General features: G+C 44.9%; 15 protein-coding genes. 6 read left to right on the forward strand and 9 right to left on the reverse strand.

Translation table 11 applies throughout. The annotated features are described in order from the left end of the window. Complete coding sequence (locus FAM09_RS00715; RefSeq protein ID WP_136575162.1) at window positions 1-4,371, reverse strand: CusA/CzcA family heavy metal efflux RND transporter; 4,371 nt, start codon at window positions 4,369-4,371, stop codon at window positions 1-3. 189 nt (window positions 4,372-4,560) lie between these two features. Further along, on the reverse strand, window positions 4,561-4,950 hold the full coding sequence (locus tag FAM09_RS00720; protein WP_136575163.1) for a hypothetical protein: 390 nt from the start codon (window positions 4,948-4,950) through the stop codon (window positions 4,561-4,563). 134 nt (window positions 4,951-5,084) lie between these two features. Here FAM09_RS00720 and FAM09_RS00725 point away from each other — a divergent pair, with 134 nt between their 5' ends. Both FAM09_RS00725 and FAM09_RS00730 read left to right on the forward strand, forming a co-directional pair. Further along, window positions 5,085-5,966 (forward strand): LytR/AlgR family response regulator transcription factor, encoded by an 882-nt coding sequence (locus tag FAM09_RS00725; protein WP_136575164.1) that lies wholly within the window; start codon window positions 5,085-5,087, stop codon window positions 5,964-5,966. A 251-nt stretch (window positions 5,967-6,217) separates the two neighbouring features. Beyond that, window positions 6,218-6,904, forward strand: coding sequence for a hypothetical protein (locus FAM09_RS00730; RefSeq protein WP_136575165.1), 687 nt, complete (start codon window positions 6,218-6,220; stop codon window positions 6,902-6,904). A 2-nt stretch (window positions 6,905-6,906) separates the two neighbouring features. On the opposite strand, the gene FAM09_RS00735 is transcribed toward FAM09_RS00730, so the two are convergent. Beyond that, window positions 6,907-8,904 (reverse strand): putative porin, encoded by a 1,998-nt coding sequence (locus FAM09_RS00735; protein WP_136575166.1) that lies wholly within the window; start codon window positions 8,902-8,904, stop codon window positions 6,907-6,909. Between the two features lie 171 nt (window positions 8,905-9,075). Next, on the reverse strand, window positions 9,076-9,897 hold the full coding sequence (locus FAM09_RS00740) for a purine-nucleoside phosphorylase (protein ID WP_136575167.1): 822 nt from the start codon (window positions 9,895-9,897) through the stop codon (window positions 9,076-9,078). Between the two features lie 247 nt (window positions 9,898-10,144). Between FAM09_RS00740 and sucC the strand changes: the two genes are divergently transcribed. Next, complete coding sequence (gene sucC, locus FAM09_RS00745; RefSeq protein ID WP_136575168.1) at window positions 10,145-11,356, forward strand: ADP-forming succinate--CoA ligase subunit beta; 1,212 nt, start codon at window positions 10,145-10,147, stop codon at window positions 11,354-11,356. A gap of 277 nt (window positions 11,357-11,633) precedes the next feature. On the opposite strand, the gene FAM09_RS00750 is transcribed toward sucC, so the two are convergent. After that, a complete protein-coding gene (locus FAM09_RS00750; protein ID WP_136575169.1) occupies window positions 11,634-12,158 on the reverse strand; it encodes a hypothetical protein in 525 nt (174 codons plus the stop codon). Between the two features lie 1,570 nt (window positions 12,159-13,728). On the opposite strand from FAM09_RS00750, the gene FAM09_RS00755 reads away from it, so the two are divergent. Then, window positions 13,729-14,214, forward strand: a complete 486-nt coding sequence (locus tag FAM09_RS00755; RefSeq protein WP_136575170.1) for a GNAT family N-acetyltransferase — start codon at window positions 13,729-13,731, stop codon at window positions 14,212-14,214. A 140-nt stretch (window positions 14,215-14,354) separates the two neighbouring features. Here the strand turns inward: FAM09_RS00755 and FAM09_RS00760 are convergent, their stop codons facing one another. The 4 genes from FAM09_RS00760 to FAM09_RS00775 form a co-directional block, all read right to left on the reverse strand. After that, window positions 14,355-14,969, reverse strand: coding sequence for a SprT-like domain-containing protein (locus tag FAM09_RS00760; protein ID WP_136575171.1), 615 nt, complete (start codon window positions 14,967-14,969; stop codon window positions 14,355-14,357). Next, on the reverse strand, window positions 14,962-15,366 hold the full coding sequence (locus tag FAM09_RS00765) for a hypothetical protein (protein WP_136575172.1): 405 nt from the start codon (window positions 15,364-15,366) through the stop codon (window positions 14,962-14,964). The genes FAM09_RS00760 and FAM09_RS00765 overlap by 8 nt, the downstream gene beginning before the upstream one ends. Before the next feature lie 343 nt (window positions 15,367-15,709). Beyond that, on the reverse strand, window positions 15,710-16,144 hold the full coding sequence (locus FAM09_RS00770) for a bactofilin family protein (protein ID WP_136575173.1): 435 nt from the start codon (window positions 16,142-16,144) through the stop codon (window positions 15,710-15,712). Window positions 16,145-16,158: 14 nt separating this feature from the next. Next, window positions 16,159-16,554 carry a hypothetical protein gene (locus tag FAM09_RS00775; protein ID WP_136575174.1) on the reverse strand — a complete coding sequence of 132 codons (396 nt, stop codon included), beginning with the start codon at window positions 16,552-16,554 and terminating at the stop codon, window positions 16,159-16,161. A gap of 137 nt (window positions 16,555-16,691) precedes the next feature. Between FAM09_RS00775 and porW the strand changes: the two genes are divergently transcribed. Both porW and FAM09_RS00785 read left to right on the forward strand, forming a co-directional pair. Continuing rightward, a complete protein-coding gene (gene porW, locus FAM09_RS00780) occupies window positions 16,692-19,799 on the forward strand; it encodes a type IX secretion system periplasmic lipoprotein PorW/SprE (protein ID WP_136575175.1) in 3,108 nt (1,035 codons plus the stop codon). Window positions 19,800-20,035: 236 nt separating this feature from the next. After that, window positions 20,036-22,429 (forward strand): transglycosylase domain-containing protein, encoded by a 2,394-nt coding sequence (locus tag FAM09_RS00785; protein ID WP_136575176.1) that lies wholly within the window; start codon window positions 20,036-20,038, stop codon window positions 22,427-22,429. Window positions 22,430-22,460 lie beyond the last annotated feature (31 nt).

Raw genomic sequence — 22,460 nt, forward strand, 5'->3', positions numbered from 1 at the left:
TCATTTTCCGGTTAAGTATTCCAGTTCTATAATGGTATTGTTCAGAGCATGCACCGCTTCCAGGTAACTCAATTCAATACGCACGGCATTGTTCATTTGCAACGTCCACTCCACATAACTAACATCACCTTTTTCAAAACCCAGGCGGGCATTACGGGTGATCAGCGCTGCTTGCTGCAAGCCGCTCGTTTCATAATACCGAACCTGTTCAGCGTATTTCTTATGGGCCTCGTTCAATTGCTGCCATTGATTTACCAGGTATTGACTGGTAGCGGCCACTTCCATACGGGCCGTTTCTTCCTGAACCTGGTCTGCTTTTATACGTGACTTCACCGCTTTATTAAATAAAGGCAATGCAACAGATAACTGGTAAATATGAAAGCGATCTCCTGCCCCATAGTATTGCTGATCTATGCCATCTTTTGTCTGGTACCCGATGATGGATTGGTTACTATAGCCAACTGTAAATCCGGGGGTAAGCCTTGCCTTGTCTATATTGGTTTGCGCCGCGTGTACTTTTACCTGTTGTTGTTGTGCCTGCACGGCGGGGTGACTGGTAATGGCCGTGGTATCTGTTGTCCATTCATGTTTTTTTTGCAAGGCCTGGTATTCTGGTAACAGGTTATCGCGGGTATTCAGTAACCACTGCAGTTGTTGCTGTTCAATACGCAGATCAGCTTTTACCTGTTCCTGTTGCAGCTTCAATTGTTGTATCTGGGCTTCGGCATTGCTTTTTTCCAGCATAGTGCTTTCGCCCGTCTTTAACCGCAAGGTGGCGGCGTTCAGGAAACGGCTATAAATAGAATCAAGCCGCAATAGCAGTTGTTGCCGTTCCAGCAGATCAACCATGTTATAAAAAACGGTCTTTACAGCTTTATGCAACTCCTGTTGTTTTAACGCTACCTGTTTTGTTACCGCCTGCTCCTGTGCCTGGTACAGTTCTTTTTGCCGCCGGTATACGACCGGCAGTTCAAATGATTGATTAATATAAAAACGGGTATCATTTTGAAAACTGTTTACGTTGCCATACTCTGCACCCACCTGCGTTCGTGGTAGTTCGGTGGTAGCGTTTTGCAATTGCCGCCAATAGCCAACGCCCGATTTGCTGGCTTGTAACGACAAATTATTGGAATTGGCTTGTTGTAACATTTGTTCCAGTGGCATTTTACGGGCAGCAGGTGTTTGCGAAAAAGCCGGTTGACACAACCCCAGCAAAATAATTATTCCAGCTACTTTGGTTGTACCCTTTATTGAAGGCATGCGCTTTTCGAACCACATATACAACACCGGTAATACAACCAGGGTAAGAAAAGTTGCGGTGATCAATCCGCCAATAACAACCGTAGCCAGTGGTCGTTGCACTTCGGCGCCGGGCCCATGGCTTAAGGCCATTGGTAAAAAACCAAGTGAGGCTACTGACGCGGTCATCAAAACCGGGCGCAGCCGTACACGTGTTCCTTCCATAATAATTTGTTTAATATCGTGTATACCCTGATGTTTTAAACGAATGAATTCAGCAATCAATACAATGCCGTTCAATACGGCTACGCCAAACAGGGCAATAAAACCAATGCCTGCCGAAATGCTGAATGGCATGCCCCGCATCCATAAGAACAGAATACCGCCAATAGCAGATAAGGGAATAGCGGAGAAAATCAGCAACCCGTACCTCACCTTACCAAATGCGAAATACAACATTACCAGTATCAGCAATAGGGCTACCGGTACGGCAATAGACAACCGTGCCTGTGCTTCTGTTAAATTCTGGAACTGGCCGCCATAATCGATGTAATACCCCGCTGGCAGATGCACTTGCTGCTTTATCTTTTTATCCAGTTCTTCAACAATGCTTTCAACATCCCTGCCCTGCACATTGAACCCCACAATGATCCGCCGTTTGGCATCTTCGCGCTGTATTTGATTAGGTCCTTCCTTTATGGCTACGGCAGCTACCTGGCTCAACGGTATCTGCGCGCCTTTGGGCGTAGGAATCAACAAATTCTGTACATCGGTTACATCCTGGCGTTGGTTATCCTCCAACCGCACAACCAGGTCAAACCGTCGTTCACCTTCATACACCAGGCCGGCGCTTTGCCCCGCAAAAGCGGTATTCACGACCCGGTTAATAGCTGAAATATTCAACCCGTAATGCGCAATAGCCGTTCTGTTGTAACTGACCAGTATTTGTGGTGTGCCGGTCACTGTTTCTACATACAGATCAGTTGCGCCTTTAACGCCATTTATTATAGAACCCAGTTTATTGGCGTATTGCGACAGTGTATCCAGGTCTTCGCCAAAGATCTTGCACACTACATCCTGCTTGGCCCCGCTGATCAACTCATTAAACCGCATTTGCACCGGGTACTGAAAACCGAACGTGGCATCGGGAATATCCTGCAAGGCTACCCGCATTTTTTCCGCCAGTTCATCAAAAGTGCGGGCGCTGGTCCACTCCCTTTTGTCTTTCAGTATTATCATCAAGTCGCTGGCCTCAATGGGCATAGGGTCGGTAGGTATTTCACTACTGCCGTTCTTACCTACTACTTTTTGCACTTCGGGAAAACGGCTCTTTAAAATATGGGCGGCCCTGGTTAATGTGCTCACCGATGTATGAATGTTGCTGCCCGTCAATATCCGCGTCTCTACGGCAAAATCGCCCTCTTCCAGCTCAGGAATAAATTCTCCGCCCAGTTTGGTAAAAATAAACAGACTGGCAGCCAGGAACAGTACACAGCCGCCAATAATTGTTTTAGGAAAGCGAAGCATTTGTACAAGCGCACGCTGATATGCTTTTTCCAGCCACGCCATCATGCGGTCGCTGATACTTTTTTTGTGCGATAACTTTTTGCTTAGGAACAGGGATGTCATCATCGGCACGTATGTGAACGACAGCAGGAAAGCCCCCAGTAAAGCAAAGGTTACCGTTTGCGCCATAGGCCGGAACATTTTTCCTTCAATGCCCTGTAAAGAATAAATAGGCAGGTAAACAACCAGGATAATGATCTGTCCAAAGATGGCGGCGTTCATCATCTTCGATGCACTTTGCTGCACTTCTTCATCCATGGTGCTTTGGTTAAGCCGGTTCACCGCAGCAAAATGCCGCGAATGACTTAAGCGATGCATCACAGCTTCTACAATGATCACCGCGCCATCTACGATCAATCCGAAGTCAATAGCACCCAGGCTCATCAGATTACCGCTTACGCCAAACACATTCATCAATATAATGGCGAACAGCATCGATAAGGGAATAACAGACGCCACTACAAGTCCGGCCCGCAGGTTACCCAAAAACAGCACCAGTACAAACACCACGATCAATGCGCCTTCAATCAAATTCGTTTCAACCGTACCAATGGCCTGGTTCACCATTTTTGTGCGATCGAGAAACGGTTCCAGCACCACCCCTTCCGGTAATGTTTGCTGGATCTGCTTCACTTTTTCCTTTACCCGCTTGATAACAGCCGATGAATTTTCTCCTTTCAACATCATCACCACCGCACCGGCTACTTCACCTTTATCATTATACGTTAGCGCTCCATAGCGGGTAGCGCTGCCCATATGTACAGATGCTACATCGCGCATCAGCACCGGGATACCCGTGTCTGTCATTTTCACTACGATGTTAGCAATGTCCTGCTCACTGGTTATTAATCCTTCGCTGCGGATGAACAACACGGCGGGTCCTTTTTCAATGTAAGCGCCGCCGGTGTTCTGGTTGTTTTTTTCCAGGGCACTGAATACATCGTCCATCGTAAGGTTATACGATTTAAGCCGTGACGAATTCACGCCTATTTCATATTGCTTCAACAGTCCGCCAAAGCTGGCCACATCTGCCACACCGGGCGTACCTAACAATTGCCGGCGAATGATCCAGTCCTGGATGGTACGCAATTGCATGGCATCGTATTGCTGCTCATAACCCTTTTTCGGTCGCACCACATACTGGTATATTTCGCCCAAACCTGTTGTAACAGGCCCCAGTTCGGGTTTGCCTAGTTCCTCAGGTATCTGGCTTTGCACCTGCTGCAGCCGCTCGGTTATTTGTTGCCGGGCCCAGTATACATCGATATTATCATTAAAAACAATGGTTACTACCGACAAGCCAAACCGCGAAAAACTCCTGATCTCCTTAAGGCCGGGTATATTGCTATTTACCTGCTCAATGGGGAAAGTGATCAACCGTTCTACATCGGGCGCTCCCAATGATGGCGACGTAGTGATCACCTGTACCTGGTTATCGGTGATATCTGGCACTGCATCAATGGGTAGCCGGGTTACCGAATAACCGCCCCATATTATAAGCCCCAGGATAAATAAACCGATGACCAGCTTATTCTTTATTGAAAAACGAATGATTGAATGGATCATGAAATGCTTTTTGTACAAAGTGCATGCATGCTATAAGCAACATGCATTGCATACGGTATATACCTGTATACAATCATGCATCGCCTAAGTATGCACTTTGCCTGATTGGGGACCAATACGAAATAAACATAGGGTGATGCTGATTCAACAACACTCTACTTCGTTCAATAAATTAAAACAGCTATAGTTCTAAGCGCAACGGGGAGGTTGAAAGATATCTGCTACTGAAAGTAAGGAGTGGTTATCTTCATCGGTAAGAATAAACTCATTCTTTATTTCGGTTGTGCGTACCGGCCATTCAATGAAGGCATTAGCCGGACATTCACAACAAATATTGGCATTGGTTACACAACAATCGGTATGACGGAAAGGCAATTCCTTATCGTGTTGGTAATCCTCGTCTTTCACATACTGATGAATGTAATGCTGGCTTAAAAAAGAAAGTAAAGAGATAGAAGGGTCCTGATGCCTGTGCTCTACAAAATGTTGTATCAATACCGGCATTCGCAAAAACTGGTGTAGTTCTGCGAACGACAGCATATAAATACTCACAAAGAATATGGCAACGGCCTTTTTCACTTGTCAAATGTACAAAACAGCCCCGAATATCGAATATCGAATATTAAATATCGAATGTAGAAGTAAGGTATTAATTTCGGGCATTTGGATTCAACTTCAACATTCAATATTGGACATTTAACATTCAATATTTTATGATATTACGTCGTCCTTTTCCGCTAGATACGCCTTCGCGTCACACATTCCGGTATACTTTTTATGCCGCATTATGTGTATTTCTGATCCTGGTGCTGCTACAACCCTTTGGCCTCGATGAGTTACCCTTTCTTACCCGCAGCTTTCATGCTGCCTTATATGGACTGGTCACATTTATCTCAACTACGGTAAATTCATTTCTGCTTCCCGGGCTTTTTCCGGCCGTTTACCGCGAAGAAAAATGGACGGTTGGTAAAGAATTGCTGCACATGTGCTGGCACCTTGTTCCAATTACCATAGGTAACTGGTTGTTGACCCATTGGCTTTACGGTGTACCATTATCGTTGCATACCCTGTTCACGTTTTTATGGATCACATTCGTGGTTGGTATTTTTCCGCTATGGTTAAATGTTTTATTAAAGCAACAACGCTTATTAAAGAAATACCAGGCCGGCGCCACCCGGCTCGATGAACAATTGCACCAACCTCAAAGCATCTCCCAGGAAACAACGCACTTGCCGGCTGCCATTGTATTTGAGAGCGAAAATGGAAAAGAGCAATTTACCGTGGCGGCTGCCGACATCAGGTATATCACATCTGCAGACAATTACATGCGCATTTATTTTTTACAGGAAAATAAATTGGCATCCCACCTCTTACGCAATACCCTGCGGAAAGCTGAGGGGGTACTATCCCCTTTCCCGCAATTTTTCCGGTGTCACCGGGCATACATTGTAAACCTGGCGGTAGCAGAACATGTGAGCGGAAATGCCCAGGGGTACAAACTGCATTTGAAAGATGTGGCGGAAGTGATCCCCGTTTCGCGCAATTTTAATGCTAAACTTACTGAAGTATTAACTCAACAGCAAAGCGTGAAATAAAATGCAGTTACAAGTTTCAGGGTACAGGTTCCAGGGTTTTAGTCATAAACTCAAACTATAATTCAATTTCTCCAATCCAGGCCCAGGAACCTTGCATCACGCCCCTGGCAACTGGTAACCAGTACCCGGCAACCTTCATTCTGTCCCAAATCCTTGCTATTCACCCCTTGCATTTGGAAAACGCACTGATATACAGGCATTTTTGCAATAGACAACAAAACGGTTTGTCTGTTATATTAAAACACAATCGTATGACCAGCCTGTTAAAAATTATGCTCATTCTGCACATCATCAGTGGTTTTATTTCATTAGCCTGTGGGCTGATTTCCATGCTCAACAAAAAAGGGGCGCGGCAACATCGCCTTACCGGTAAAATTTTCTTTGCGGGCATGACGGGGGTATTTATTACGGCTACGTTCATTTCCATCGCCAAAAACATTCCCTTCCTGTTCATGGTAGGCTTTTTTAGTTATTACCTGGCCTGCTCAGGATACCGGGTCTTATATCTTAAAAAAGTGCATGCGCAGCAGCAACCTGCTTTTTTAGACTGGACCATCAACATCATAGGGATAGTTTCCGGATTGGCACTGGTTGCGTTCAGCTATGTATGGTTCACTCAACGGGGCATGTGGGGAGCTGTGCCGCTTTTATTCGGTCTTACTTGTTTAATAAGTGGCTTTAAAGACATTCGTTTATTTTACAAACGGCCTGCTGAAAAACAACATTGGTTTTTCACGCATGGCAGCCGGATGGGTGGCGCTTTTTCCGCAACGGTTACCGCATTTATAGTGGTGAATGTACAAATAGGCTCGTTGACCTGGCTGTTGTGGATCCTGCCCGGTGTATTGATTGGTTTTTGGATAAGCGCCATTTTAAAACGCTATCGTAAAATTTTTCAGGGGAAGAAAACGACCGGTGTTGCTGAACCAGCCATTTGAGATTAATTCACAAAACTCCAGAAAATACCTACGCGTACCTGTAATCCGGGATAGGGATAATTGATGGTAGGTATATTATTCTTGAGGAATCCACCCTGCGGGAATTTCAGGGAGTTCAGGTTTTCACCACGTACATAAGCGGTAAAGCTTTTAATGCGGAAGTGTAAGTAGGCACTTATATCCGGCATTTTTAAACTTACGTTTTCGGCATCCTGGAAAAAGTATTGTCCTATTAACGGAGAATACTGCGGCGCTTTATACGAAGTGAAATAACGCATTTCGGCGCCAAAACTAATACGCAGGTTTTTAAAGCCCAGGGAACCGTCGTACCCCACCTGGTTGCGGGTACTAAGCAATGGCATATTTACCGGGCCGTCGCCTATACGCTGCTGTAATACCAGCCATGTTTTCCAGTTCCAGTTTCCACCGATCCGGAAGATCTTTTCAGCTGATACCTGCAATACATTGAACAAGGTAGAAGCCTGCCCTACCTGGAAGTAACTGTTATAATACGCATAATTGGTAACCAGGTAATAGCGTCCTGTTAATTTCAGCTTCAATTTGGGTTGTACAAAAGATGCAAAAAGAACAGTGGTATTTTCTTTTTTAAAATCTATAGGGCTGGCGGCTGTATCAAGGTAAAATGAACTGAGCGGGTTGAACACGAAAGAAGGCGTACGGTTCGTGTTTTGGAAACCGATCTGTAAATAACCGATCTGCCGGCTGATCAATCGTTGCAGGCTGATGTATGCGTTGTAATCTCCGGCATTGAACCCGGTCACATAAAAATTACCGAGGGCCTCAATATCCCATTTTTTATTACGGGTACGGTTACGGTATTCGCCGTGTACAAAGAAGTTATAATAATCTTTACTGGTAGAAACAACATCCACATAACCCGAATCGAACCTTCCCTGCAGGGTTTGAAAAGAAGCGCCCAGCTTCAGGAATTGTTGCGGATTCTTTGCATCAGGGAATGTATAGATCGAAAAATCATTCACCAGTTCCCGCCAATGGTCCCTGATCAAAAAAGAATCCCTGCTTTTTGTGAGTTTTGCATCGTATAAACTATCATAATACACGCTATCAGCATAAGTATCCCTGAAGCGGTAATGATAGGTGCTCAACGCAATGGTATGTTCCAGTCGCAGGCGCGGATAAAATAAAGGAATTACCGTAGTATCATTTACAACCATGGAATCTTTTTGTCCCAGGTCGTACTGCTGCCGCATTAAATAAGAAGCATTGGTATAATACGTACCGGTTGCAATACTGGTGCTGAAAAAATTACGGCCGCCCGGTTGATCGGGTCCCAGTTTGGTGGGAATATTCGAACGCTCATCATAGGCGCCACCGGCACTGTCTAAAAAGTTATTATCCTGGATGCCTCCGTTTTCTCCTGATTGCAGTTTGTTACCAACGATCACTATGAAATTCTGGTATCGCTTGTTTTTCGATTGGTACCAGGAAGTAAAGCGGTAATTATTGTGATTGGTATTCTGGTTTTGGAAAAACCCGGGCGCATTGATCAGCCGGTATTCAAAAGCCATATTCCAGTTGGGTTTTAAATTCTGGGTATGCATCAGGCGAATAAACTGCTCTGACTTTGAGCCCAGCATATAATTTATTTCGGCATAAGGCCGGGTAGTATTATAAAATCGGGCATCGCTCACCGTTAAATTATAAATATCATAGGCATGAAACCCATGGTCCCAACCTGCTTTCATTTCCGGAGTAAATAACAGGCTGCGGGAAGCGTTGCCAAAATTACCCAGGGTAATATGATACCAGGGTAAAGGTATGCGTTTGGTAAAATCGTATAATACTGAATCAAAATCCTGTAACCGGCTGGTGTCCATATAGCGGAAACGGATAGTAATAGAATCTTCCAGACCGGTACGGTGTGCAATGGAATCGCCGCCGCCCTGTCCCATGGTCATACCACTAAACCGGCCCTGCGCTTTGCGAAGCAGATCATCCTGTGCCTTGGTTGTGTTCACAAAGCCTGTGAGTAAAAACAGGGTCCCAATAAATATGTACCAGATCCTTAACAAGTATGAACGATTATTAAACAAGGCGACAAATTAATAATTATTAATCCGATACGGGTTATAAGAAAGTTAATTGTGCTGACTAAGCAAAGCCGTCAGCACGTCGACAGTGCCGGCATATTACAGTTCGGCCACCATTTGTTTGAAAATAGCGGTAAGCTTTGGTTCTGCTTCTTTGGCCGCCTGCAACACTTCTTCATGTGTTATTATATTATCTTCTTCCCGAATACCAATATCGGTAATTACGCTAACCGCAAACACAGGCAAATTCATATGCACTGCTATGATCACTTCCTGTACGGTGCTCATACCCACCGCATCACCACCCAGTCGATGGATCAGTTTGTATTCCGCCCTTGTTTCAAATGTTGGACCAGTAACGCCAAAATAAACGCCTTCCTGTACTTTTATTTGTAAAGCGGCCGCTATGGCGCGGGCTTTTTTTATGATTTCTTTTGAATAAGGCTCACTCATATCAGGGAAACGCGGTCCCAGTTCAGAAAGATTTTTACCTATCAGCGGATTTACCGTGCTAAAGCTGATATGATCGGTAATAAGCATCAGGTCGCCCACTTTAAACGCCGGGTTTACCCCGCCAGCTGCATTGGACAACAGCAAATGCCCGATACCCAGTTGCTTCATTACGCGTATAGGATAGGCCACCTGTTCGGGCGTATACCCTTCATAAAAGTGGAACCGGCCTGCCATTACCACGATCTTTTTTCCGCTTAATTCGCCAAAGATCAGTTTACCATGGTGGCCTTCTACAGTAGAGACCGGGAAATGCGGAATAGCATCGTATGGAATTTCTTTCTCTACTTTAATTTCCTGGGCAAAATTTCCTAATCCGCTTCCTAATACAATGCCCACTTCGGGTGTATGGGAATAATTGCTTTTTATAAAGGCTGTGGTTTCCTGTAATTGCTGGATGATTCCGGGCATAATGATTAATAATATTGATGGCTGATCGCTGGTTGAAAACGGGTGCAAATATAAGAGTTTCCGGGTACCGGGTGCCAGTTCCCTGGTCACACCCCGCGACTAACAATTGTTTCCCCGGTAACCGGTAACTGGTAACCGGTAACTATTCTCTCCCCCGCAATCGTTCCCGTAAATAGAGGCCGGTAACTGGTAACTAACTCAACACTTAACAGCTTTTTTCATTATTTTCGCCAAAATTTTTTACGGCATGAATCTTCACGAATACCAGGCAAAAGAATTACTGAAAAAATACAATGTACCGGTGCAGGAAGGAATACCGGTTGACAGAGCCGACGCGGCAGAAGAAGCATATAAGAATTTAAAGGTTCAATTTGGCAACAACTTCGCGGTTGTAAAAGCTCAAATTCATGCAGGTGGTCGCGGGAAGGGCAAGATCCAGGGCACTGAACAACGCGGTGTGGCAGTAGGTAAAAGTGCCGAAGAAATTAAAACAATCGCCTCTAATTTACTGGGTGGCACCCTGGTTACCATTCAAACCGGTGCTGCAGGTAAAGTGGTGAATAAAGTACTGGTTGCACAGGACGTTTATTATCCTGGTCCCAACCCGGTAAAAGAGTTCTACTTATCTATTCTGCTCGATCGTACAAAAGGACAGAATGTGATCATGTACAGCACCGAAGGCGGTATGGACATTGAAGAAGTAGCTCACAATACCCCCGACAAGATCTTCAAAGAATGGGTTCACCCCGGCGGCGGCTTACATGGCTTCCAGGCACGTAAAATTGCCTTCAACCTGGGCCTGAAAGGCGAGGCGTTCAAAAACTGCGTAAAATTCGTTACTAACTTATATAATGCATACGTTGGGTTGGATTGCGCTATGCTCGAGATCAACCCGCTGTTCAAAACAGCCGACGAAAAGATCATTGCCGTTGACTGTAAAATGGGTCTCGATGACAACGCATTGATGCGTCATCCTGAACTGGAAGCATTGCGTGATATCAGTGAAGAAGATCCTACCGAAGTAGAAGCCGGTAAATATAACCTGAACTTCGTAAAACTCGATGGTAACGTAGGTTGCATGGTAAACGGCGCCGGTTTGGCCATGGCTACCATGGACATGATCAAGCTCAGCGGTGGTGAGCCTGCCAACTTCCTCGACGTAGGTGGTACTGCCAACGCTACTACAGTAGAAGCTGGTTTCCGTATCATTTTAAAAGACCCGAAAGTAAAAGCGATCCTCATCAACATCTTTGGTGGTATCGTACGTTGCGACCGGGTTGCTCAGGGTGTTATTGATGCATACAAATCAATCGGCAACATCACCGTTCCCATCATCGTACGCTTACAAGGTACCAATGCCGAAGAAGCTAAAAAACTGATCGAAGACAGCGGCCTGAAAGTACAATCAGCCATCCTGTTAAGCGAAGCGGCGGCATTGGTAGGTAAAGCGGTAGCTTAATTCGAAAATCAGCTAAAAGATATACACTAGCCCCATTCATTGAGTGGGGCTTTTTTTCATGAATATGAGTCGTGAAAACCGCTGCAAGCTATAAGCCGTAAGCTTTAAGAAAGCAGAAAGCAAAAAAGAAGAAGGTACTCCACTTGCAGCTTATTCCTTTACCGAGTTATCACAACTTGTCACGACTTTAGTTAGGATTATCAAATTATAACATTATTACTCCGCTTACAGCTAATGGCTTGCAGCTTGAAGCTTTATTCCATTAGCACATTCTGCATTACTCCTCCCCTTTCATATACCGTTTCAGCCAGCCTATTACAAAGCTTACGCGTTTATGGGTGTTTTGAAGAAGCTGGTCGTATACCAGTGATTTTACCTTAGCAGGCTTGTCCTCCAGCGGGTATTGAGGCTTGCCTTCTTTATCAATAACTTCAAAATGATTTACCGTATAGCGGTATCTGCCGTTTATTATTTCAATGCTGAAGTGCAGGGAAACCGGAACAAAGGAAGGCGTTGATAAGCCATGTTGTTTGGCTTTTACATTGATGTACCCAATGCCTTTTACCAGCATATTGGCCGGCTTTTCAACCCGGGCCACTGAATCCCAATGCACTAAAAAAGGTTGATTAAAGAAGGACTTCGCCCTTTCCATGGAATGGGCTGTATTCTCAGCAACTACCTCACCATAATATTGAAACTGGCCAGAATTGGCGCGCGGGATCTGGCTTACCGCCGTAGATACCAACACTATATTTAACCATATTACAAGTACAGGCCGCATATTCAGTATACAAGATAACATATTGCTAGAATAGAAGAAAGCCGCTCAACACAAATATGAATTTTGATTAATTATGTTGCGGTTCTTTCCTCTATAAAAACAAATGCCCCCGCTACGGAAAGCGGGGGCAATTTTTTTTGAGAGACGGTTTCTGTTTTCAAAGGATTACTGGATCGTTTTCAAGAGGACTTTCGGATTTTTTGGTTTTTTTCAAAGGGACATGGATCCTGGTTTTTCAATTGGACGATGGACCTGTTTTTTTTTCAAAGGAACAATGGATTTTGGTTTTTACGGACATTGGACATTTGGACGGTTTTACACAGGGATACGTTCTGGTTTTTCTTTCGGACTTTGGACTTGGTTTTTCTTTTGGATTTTGGATACTTTAATATCTTTCTGTTTGACTATATAAATATCGAAATATTATCTGCTTTTATTTCATTTTCGACCCTCTTATTCGCTCATCTCCTTGGTAAACTTATTTGCATCTAGGAATATACCCTTAACCATACACGCGTTTTTATAATGCCATATCGCTAACGGGTATGGACATAAAAAAACCCGCCGATACCAGACGGGAAATATTGTTAGTTGTTACATTACAATATAACTCAGTTGCACTGGTTTCAAAAGATACAGGATTGATATTATTTCTATTTTCGGTTTTCATTGAACGTTGGATTGCGCAGCAAAAATATTTAAAAGGTTTATTTCTGCGTTGCTAATATAAATATGTAACTATTTCTTTAAATTAGAAAGCTTTTGAAACTATAACTTGAACGATATCTGCGATTAATTTAGAAAGCGCTAGGATGAAACATGTAGGCCACGTATAATCACAATAAAAGTTCTTCGTACATTTACTATTTGCGTAAAACATTCATTTACTACCGGCAACACATTACATAGTGGATATTTAAAATCGCAGTAAACAATTGCGAAACTCACCTACAATTATATCTTTGTATACTTAAGTACGAATAAGGAAAACACACGTGCCGCTGCGATTTCAACTGTTACTGTTACTGATATGTGTTTTCTATAACCGCCCCATATTAACCTCTACTCAGCCCTTAGTGTTGTTACGAGCAACACACCGTATTTTCTGTAATTCTAAAAATTAGTAATTATCTCTTGTGGATAACTGGCGTTTGGCATAGAATTTTGTCAAAATAAAAAGTTAAACATTTCGTTAACCTGATTAATCTGTAGCAAATGAAAAATCCCGTACGACTATTTTTCGGTTTCATCTTTGTAACCTATGTGATCATTTACAGCCTGATGGCCCTGTTGGCATAGCGTTGTTTTGAATCAGCTCACTTGTTCCCGATTACAAAGTTTTCTTCCCCACCCCTACGTTTATACTTCCTCCTTACTGTATATCCGGTTGTTACCGTAGAACGCATAATGTTTAACGCTTAAGGCATAACGCTTAAGGCTTTTTACCGAACTTCGGGATTCATGCGCTTCCCGCATCTCGGTGTTTGCCTTTCACGTTTTGCGTTCCGCATTTAGCGCTCGGCAGAATTCAGCCTTCCGCGTTCAGCCTTCGGCCTTCAGTGTTCCGCGTTTTACTTGTTACCTTTGTAACATGTCACCTGCTACCATTAGGACCATTCAGCCTGCCGATAACCAGTCACTTGCCATCATTATAAGAAATGCATTGGCCGAATTCGGCGCCAATAAACCGGGTACCGTTTACTACGACGCCACTACCGATGCCTTGTATGACCTGTTTCAACAACCCGGAAGTATTTACTATGTAGCGGAAGAAAATGGCCAGCTTATTGGCGGCGCAGGTATTTATCCTTCGCCCGGCTTACCACCCGCCACCTGCGAACTGGTGAAAATGTACCTGTCGCCCATTGCGCGGGGAAAAGGAATTGGAAGAACGCTGATAGAAAAAGCCCTGCAGTTTGCCAGCGAAACCGGCTACCGTCAGGTGTATCTTGAAACCATGCCCGAACTGCGCAAAGCGATGTTAGTATATGAAAAATTTGGCTTCCGGTATTTAGATGGGCCGCTGGGTAATACAGGTCACTTCGGTTGTGGAATATGGATGCTGAAAAGTTTATAGTGTATGGTTATTAGTTGATTGTCCTTTAATCAGGTATTTTATCCGATCAGTTTTGAACAACCTTTTTTTGAAGAGAGTCGGGCGCTTCAAAGCGCGAAGCAACCACAAACAACAAACAACAAACCACAAACAACAAACTTTCAACACGCTTTCACCTCATAAATCGGGCTGAACAAATACAACTTCCCCGTATCTACTTCAATACACTGGAACCGCTTGCGCAATTTCTTTCCTTTCTTAAAAATGCGGCCTTCGCCAATATCAAACAACTGCCCTTCGGGCAACTGCTCTACCATTACGAGGCCGTTATCGCGGTCGAACGTTTTCAATACCCGCATCAACCCTTCATCGGCACAACTGCTGGCCGGCAGGTCGTGCATGGATTGTTTAAGCGTTTGCTCCACCACAGGCGGAAAGATCTCTTTACCCATAAAGTCACTCAACAATAGGGCATAACAGTTCTTCCACTCCCTGCCATGGGGCGATACCCGATGCCCAAATTGAATGAACGTTACCAGGTGGGCCAGTTCATGGATCAAAGTGATGAGGAATGCATACTTATTCAAATTGCCATTTACACTGATGCGGTGATTTTTTTGCGTAGTGGCGTGGCGGTAATCGCCCAATACTGATTTTCGTTCGCGGGTGATGGTTAAATGTACTTTGTACTGGTGCAGGTATTCCAGCACACGGGGTACGGCCGCTGCGGGAATGAACTTACTGAGATATTCTAAAGGCGCCTGCTGCTTAGACATTCTTTTTTTGCTTGCTCAATTTCATCACTGCGATAACCTCAAAGGTTGTATAAAGCATGTACAGGAACATACATCCAAAAACACCTGCTTTATTTACACCTTTACCTGCTACGCTAATATAAACAAAGACAGTCAACAGACAAACCACCATTTTCGACAATACACCCCCATACACCGTACGCACAACAGCCTGCGCGTTTTTAGAGTTCAGTTGACGGGTGAACAGATAGAATGAAAGGGCAGTAGCGGCAAATAAAACCAGGTTACCGATTATTAAAACATCCACATCTGCATCCCATTGGCTTAACCGGGCACGATTGGTTATCAGCAACGCAGTAGTAGCAATAAAGATCACCATTAACGGACGAAAAGCCCTGAAAACCGAATTATTTGTCATTGTGTAAAAAATGGACCGCAAAGATAGAGGGGAAATGAGAAATGAGGAATTAAGAATGAGAAATGAAAATATAGTTGATAAGTTAACAGGTTAACAAGTTGACAAGGTTGGAACCGGATGCTCAACGCAAGTTTTAAGTTTCAGGGCTATCAGAGGTAGCATGCTGATTAACAGTCGGGATTCACAAATTCAGGGCCTTGAAACCTGTAACTTGTACCTTGTAACAAAATCGGTATTCCAATAAACCAACCTATTTTTTAGCAAAGACCCTCCCCTTCCGGTAACTTCAAGGTTATCGAATAGTGCATCAATAGGTATTAGGGCGCGTAACCAGTTCTTTGTCTCAGGCTTTCTGAAGCTCTTTTGCCTTTTTATCGGCAACCACTTCATTCACCTGGCCATTGGTAGCTGTTGTCATGTGGCATTGGCCATTGAAATTGGCGCTGGGCTCTATCTGCAGTTTTCCTGCATATAAATTCCCGCTTACATAACTTCCGCCTTTCAATTGCAACAACTCTTTTACCTTAATAGTGCCGGTTACTTTACCCATGATGTCGGCCTGCTGACCCGAAATATCTCCATCAACTGAGCCATTGGAACCAATAACTACTTTGGCCTGGCATTGAATGTTCCCCTGAAGGGTGCCATCAATACGAATATCGCCATTGCTGGAAATATCGCCTTTCAATGTGGTTCCGGCAGCAATAATGGTAGCAGCCCCTGTTCCGGGTGCAGAAACTTCGCCAGCAGTTTCGGATTTGGATTTCTGATTAAACATACGGAATGGTTGGTTTATTCATCAATATTCTCAGGCTGAGGAATAGAAAGCGTCGTAGTATCCAGTTTAACGCTGATATTCCCCTGCAAAACACTTTTTACATTGTCTAGGTACCTGTCTTTATACTGCATTGCCTGCTCCAGTGAATCGGTACGAACCTTCAGCTCCCGCAACTCACGCATGGTGTTAACATCACCATATCCGGGAATATACATACGCAGAGGAGTGAACACTATGAGCGCCACCGTTAACCCGGTGAGCAACACAAAAATGGTGCTAAGTGTAATATAAACACTCAGTCTGGATAATTTAAACGTCACAACCTCTTCGTAAGTATCGTCGTTCATCACTACCAGCCGGTACCGGTTCTGCAAGCGCTTCAGGGTAGATTGGGCATCGAATTTAGCCATAGAGAGAGTTTCAAAACGCTAAAGGTAATAAGTTATTTTAATTGATCGTCATGAGTATAAAAATTAACGTATTTACAAAATATTTTTCTTGAAAATCAGTTAATAAGATTTTAGTTTGTGGTAGAAATTCAAAGGTTTTGACGAGGATATTTGCATTAATTATTGTCTTAATAATATCGCTGCCGAAATTATTTGCGCAGCCCACGCTTTCTTTTGACCTGAAAAAGCCTCAAAAGTTCGAAAGTCGCAAACTGGCTTCCGAAAAAACCGAAGACCGGAAATTCCATGTTGTTCGCCGCTTCACCCAGAACGGTACTACCAAGTTCAACTATCATTTCAACGCGAATAAAAAACTGGAAGACGTTATAGCCCGCGCCAAAGCACAGCATAAAGACGATTATTCACGCCTGCTTTCCTTTTATAACTACAGCTTAGAGGTAACCGCAAAAGACAAAACAGAGCTCGATTCGGTTATTTACAAGGCCAATGCCGGCATCCTGCTGCACGACCTGCGCAACAGTTGGGTAGATAATATGTACATGCTGATGGGCGAAGCCTATTATTTCAAGAATGTGCTCGACTCTGCCTATTTCAGTTTCCAATACATCAATTACGCCTTTTCGCCCAAGGAAAAGGATGGGTACGATAAACCAATCGGTTCCAACGCCAATGAAGGCGGCAGTGCTTTCTCTATTTCTACCAAAGAAAATACCAACCTGCTTAAAAAAGCCTGGACCCGCCCTCCCAGCCGCAACGAATCGTTCATCTGGCAGCTCAGGACTTTCCTGGCAAAAGATGAATTGCCCGAAGCGGCCGGATTAATTGAAACCCTGAAGCATGATCCGCTGTTTCCGGAGCGGTTGAAGACCGACCTGCACGAAATGCAGGCCCTGTGGTTCTACAAACAGCAGATCTACGACAGCGCCGCTATTTACCTGGAACTGGCGCTGGATAATGCAGAAAACCGCGAAGAAAGAGCCCGGTGGGAATACCTCATCGGTCAGCTATACGAAAGAGCCGGAAAATCGGAAGACGCCGCTAAGTATTATGAAAAAACAGTCGGCCGTACGCTGAACCCGGTACTGGAGGTATATGCCCGCCTGAACGCCATTCGCCAGCATAAAGGCGACGATAAAGTGATCCAGGAGAATATTCAGGAACTGGTGCGGATGGCGCGGAAAGACCGCTACCTGGCCTACCGCGATATTATTTATTATGCCGCTGCCGAAATGGAGCTGGAACGGAACAATGTAGCCGGTGCCAAAATACTATTGCTTAGGGCAACCGCCAATCCGGGTGATGATCCTTCCGTGCGCTCCAAAGCATTTTTGTTGCTCGGCGACCTGTCATTTAAAGAAAAGAATTATGCCGATGCCAAACGGTATTACGATAGCATTACTACTATAAATCCCGATATAGCCGACCTGGCAACGTTGAATAAATTAAAATCAGCGCTTGCAAAGATCGTAGCCTGCCAAACCACCATGCACCGGGAAGATAGTTTGCAACGCGTTGCCGCCATGCCCGAAGAAGAGCGCGAAGCATATATCAAAAAACTGATAAAACAATTACGCAAACAACAGGGGTTGAAGGAAGAATCATCGGGCGATGTGTCTGGTGGCCCATTGTCGTTTAATGATAACAGCGGCCCCAGCGATATGTTTGGTAATACCACCAAAGGCGACTGGTATTTTTACAATGCCTCGCTGAAAGGAAAAGGCTTTACTGAATTTAAAGGTCAATGGGGTAATCGCCCGAACGTAGATAACTGGCAACGCATGGCTGCCATAAAACAATCGACCGTAGTGGCTGCCAACCTCGATGAGGCACAAGGCGGAAGCACAGCGCCGGCAGGCCCACTCACCTACGAAGAATTATTGAAGGCACTACCACTGACGCCAGAGCAGATAAATATTTCGAACGATTCTATAGAGAAAGCGCAGTTCGGCCTGGGCAAAGCTTACCTGGAAGGGTTGGAAGATTATGAATCTACCATCAACACCCTCGAAGCGTTCCTGACGCGTTTCCCTAATAGCAAGCACCGGCCGGAAGCTTTGTTCCTTTTGGCTTATTGCTATACTAAAACCGGTGACGCGTCAAAAGCCAATGCGGCCCAGAATGAGCTGAAGCAAAAATATCCGGGTACGAACTTCGAACAGATCGTGTCAAATCCCAATGGCGTTTCGCCCGACAGTACCAGGAAGCTGGATATGACGCGTAGGTATGACAATATTTACAACTTATTTATTGAAGGCAATTTCGAAGAAGCGCAGGCGCAGAAGAAAGTTGCCGACAGTATGTACAACAAAAATTACTGGACACCCCAGTTGCTGTACATTCAATCTGTTTATTACATCAAGCAACGGCAGGATGATTCGGCCAAAAAATCATTGCAGGAGATCACCATCCTGTTCCCGAATTCACCCATGGCCGCAAAAGCGCGTGCATTGATCGACGTTTTAAGCCGTCGCAAACAAATTGAAGATTACCTTACCAACTTACAAATTGAACGCCCGGCTGAAGACAGCACGGCCGAACCAACTGCTATAGTAACGCCGCCAACGGTAGCGCAACAACCTGTTGTTACACAACAACCAGCCGTAACACAACCGCCTGTTGTTGCGAAAACCGATCCGGTACCACAACAACCGGTCGCCAAAACCGATCAACAGCCGGCCAGTAAAGATCCCAAACCACAACAGCCACCGGTTACTGAGCCAGCAACGCAACAACCTAAGCCAGCTATTGCCAAAGTTGACAAGCCGGTTACGCCACCAGTGAAACCGGCTGTACCCCAATTGCCGCCGCCACCAGTGAAAAAAGATTCAGTGAAAGCGAAAGTAGATGCGCCAAAACCGCTTGTATTGACCAATAATGCAGAATTACCGCATTTTGTTGCTATCGTATTGGATAAAGTAGATCCCGTTTACGTGAACGAAGCACGCAATGCGTTTACCCGCTACAACCGCGAGCAATATTCGACCAGGGGCTTAACGGTTAACAACCAGGCGGTGAATGATGAATACAAACTGGTTTTGATCGGTTCCTTCCCCAATGCCAATGACGCCATTGCTTATATCGATAAAACCCGCAAGCTGGCTGCCAGCGAAATTATTCCCTGGCTTCCTGCCAATAAATACTCTTTTGCAATTATTACCGACAGCAACCTGGGAGTGCTGATGAGCACCAAAGATGTTAACGCATTTAAAAAATTCCTGTCGCAGAATTACCCCGGTAAGTTCTAATAAAGCACCATATTCTTTTTTCTCATTACCAGGACATTAAAATAACATTAGCAACCGGTCAATCGGAAAAAAGCCGAACCCGGACCTGCAAACCGGGCAGCTGGCCTAAAATAGTGGCCGGAGAAAATTATTAAGAATACTTTCGTAGTCGTCAGTAGATTTATCCGCTATAAAGCATGATTTTTGCAATTCGTAATATCCGGTCGTAAAATTCCGGTTTTACAAAACTCTCAACTATGACGCGCGCTGTTAAAATATTCTGGAAAACATTTCTCATTGGATTCCTGGTAGTTGTATTATTCCTCACCCTTATAAGCTTTGGCTTATTTGGAAAAATGCCTTCTTTAGCCCAGTTGGAGAACCCCTCCATTACCCTGGCTACCGAGGTATACGGCGATGACGGCACCATGCTGGGGAAATATTATAAAGAAAAAGGGAACCGCAGCTTTGTTCAGTATAAAGACATCTCAAAGCATGTGGTTGACGCGCTGGTAGCAACGGAAGACGAACGTTTTTACGACCACTCGGGTATTGATGGCCGCTCACTGGCCCGGGCTATTTTCTTCATGGGAAAAGAAGGTGGTGGCAGTACCATCACCCAACAGTTGGCGTTGAATATGTTCGACGAAAGAGCAGAGAACAAGATCGCCCGGTTAATACAGAAGTTAAAAGAAAATATCATTGCCGTAAAACTGGAAAGGAATTTCACCAAGCAGGAAATTCTGGCCCTGTACCTCAATACGGTTTCGTTCAGTGATAACGTATACGGCATCCGCAATGCATCGCGCACGTTCTTCTCAAAAGAACCCGACCGCCTGAATGTAGAAGAAGCAGCCGTTCTTATTGGAATGCTGAAAGCAACCGGAACGTATAACCCGCGCACCAATTACAAGGCCTCATTCGAACGCCGCAATACGGTGATCGATCAAATGGCGCGCAACAGTTACCTTACCGAAGTAGAAGGCACCGACCTGAAAAAACACCCCATCCGGCTCAATTATAAAAAGCTCAACGAGAACAACGGTATTGCACCTTACTTCCTGGATGTGATCAGGGAAGATGTGAAAAAATGGTGCAGTGAACACAAAAAACAGGATGGCGACAATTACGACATCTATGAAGATGGTTTGCATGTGTATACTACCATCAATCCGCGTATGCAGTTGTATGCCGAAGAGGCAGTAGCCAAACACCTGCCGGTACTGCAACGCGCATTGGCCAGCCAGAGAAGTTTAAAAACAGATGGCGTTTGGAAAGGACATGAAAATGTGCTGGAAAACAATATGCGCAACTCCGACCGCTGGCGGAACCTGAAAGCAGAAGGATTGAGTGACGATGAGATCAGGAAATCATTCAAGCAGAAAGTGCGCATGAAAGTATTTGCATGGAACAGCAAACGTGAGAAGGACACCATTATGACGCCGCTCGATTCCATTAAATACCATCGCGAAATGCTGCAAACCGCCTTTATGGTTACCGATCCTATGAGCGGACAGGTAAAAGCATGGGTAGGCGGCATCGACTTCAAGAACTACAAATTAGATCACGCTAACCTGAGAACAAAACGGCAGGTTGGTTCATCAATAAAACCATTTTTGTATGCGCTGGCTATAGAAGAATACGGCTTTACGCCCGAAACCATGTGCGAAGCCACGCAGCAATACTTTCCCGGTTCAGGTTATGTGCCTGCAAAGCCTAACCCCAAAGTATCAGGGGTACGTACTATGGCTACCGGTTTAGCTTATTCAATTAATGAAGTAGCAGCTTACATTATAAAACAAACCACCCCCAAGCGGTTTGCCGAGTTTTTGCACCAGATCAACATTCCAACCCCGGTAAAGCCCTACCCTTCTATTAGTTTGGGTACCTGCGATCTGTCGTTGTACGAAATGATGTGGGGTTACAGCATGTTCCCTACGGGCGGCTTTAGCATTAAACCCGTTTACATCACCCGCATTGAAGATAAGAACGGCAATGTGCTTGCCCGTTTTGATACAGACCGTAAAGAAGTGCTGAGCCAGGCTTCGGCCTATACCATGGCCCGCATGATGCAGGGACCGGTTGATTTTGGTACGGCGGCCGGTTTACGGGGTCGTTTAGGCGTTGCCGAAATGGGCGGTAAAACCGGTACTACCAACGATAATTCCGACGCGTGGTTCATTGGTTATACACCCCAATTGTTGGGCGGCGTATGGATCGGTTGCGACGATCGGTTTATACGCCTTGAAAGCGGATTAGGATATGGTGGCGCTGCGGCACGACCCATTTGGGAATATTTCTTTGCCAAAGCGTTTGCCGATAAAACACTGGGGCTCGACAAACAGGCCAAATTCGTGAGGCCCGAAAGCTTACGGAACGAGCAGTTCTACGACATGGGCAATCTTATCGATCATACGCCTCCGCCCGGTGCTGAAGGCGAAGATGTGGGCAATGGCGGCGCTGATGCCTATCTTGGCAAGCCCGACACACAAAATGTTCCAACCGAATCTAAAGAGGCGATGGAAGAACAAAAGGTGCTGAAAGAAGCTACCAACACCAGGAACCAGGTACCCAAAGACTCTATACTGCCCGACGAACAGAAGAAAAAGAAAGGTTTCTTCAGGCGGTTGTTTGGGAAGAAAGATGATTAGTTACCGGGTCCCGGTTTCCGGGCAAAAAATT

This window comes from Niastella caeni (genome assembly GCF_004834005.1).
GTDB lineage: Bacteria > Bacteroidota > Bacteroidia > Chitinophagales > Chitinophagaceae > Niastella > Niastella caeni.

Excerpts from the sequence above, each read along its gene's own strand:
- FAM09_RS00715 (WP_136575162.1), bottom strand. The coding sequence starts at position 4,371 with ATGATCCATTCAATCATTCGTTTTTCAATAAAGAATAAGCTGGTCATC.
- FAM09_RS00725 (WP_136575164.1), top strand. The coding sequence starts at position 5,085 with ATGATATTACGTCGTCCTTTTCCGCTAGATACGCCTTCGCGTCACACA.
- FAM09_RS00730 (WP_136575165.1), top strand. The coding sequence starts at position 6,218 with ATGACCAGCCTGTTAAAAATTATGCTCATTCTGCACATCATCAGTGGT.
- FAM09_RS00740 (WP_136575167.1), bottom strand. The coding sequence starts at position 9,897 with ATGCCCGGAATCATCCAGCAATTACAGGAAACCACAGCCTTTATAAAA.
- sucC (WP_136575168.1), top strand. The coding sequence starts at position 10,145 with ATGAATCTTCACGAATACCAGGCAAAAGAATTACTGAAAAAATACAAT.
- FAM09_RS00750 (WP_136575169.1), bottom strand. The coding sequence starts at position 12,158 with ATGTTATCTTGTATACTGAATATGCGGCCTGTACTTGTAATATGGTTA.
- FAM09_RS00755 (WP_136575170.1), top strand. The coding sequence starts at position 13,729 with ATGTCACCTGCTACCATTAGGACCATTCAGCCTGCCGATAACCAGTCA.
- FAM09_RS00760 (WP_136575171.1), bottom strand. The coding sequence starts at position 14,969 with ATGTCTAAGCAGCAGGCGCCTTTAGAATATCTCAGTAAGTTCATTCCC.
- FAM09_RS00765 (WP_136575172.1), bottom strand. The coding sequence starts at position 15,366 with ATGACAAATAATTCGGTTTTCAGGGCTTTTCGTCCGTTAATGGTGATC.
- FAM09_RS00770 (WP_136575173.1), bottom strand. The coding sequence starts at position 16,144 with ATGTTTAATCAGAAATCCAAATCCGAAACTGCTGGCGAAGTTTCTGCA.
- FAM09_RS00775 (WP_136575174.1), bottom strand. The coding sequence starts at position 16,554 with ATGGCTAAATTCGATGCCCAATCTACCCTGAAGCGCTTGCAGAACCGG.
- FAM09_RS00785 (WP_136575176.1), top strand. The coding sequence starts at position 20,036 with ATGACGCGCGCTGTTAAAATATTCTGGAAAACATTTCTCATTGGATTC.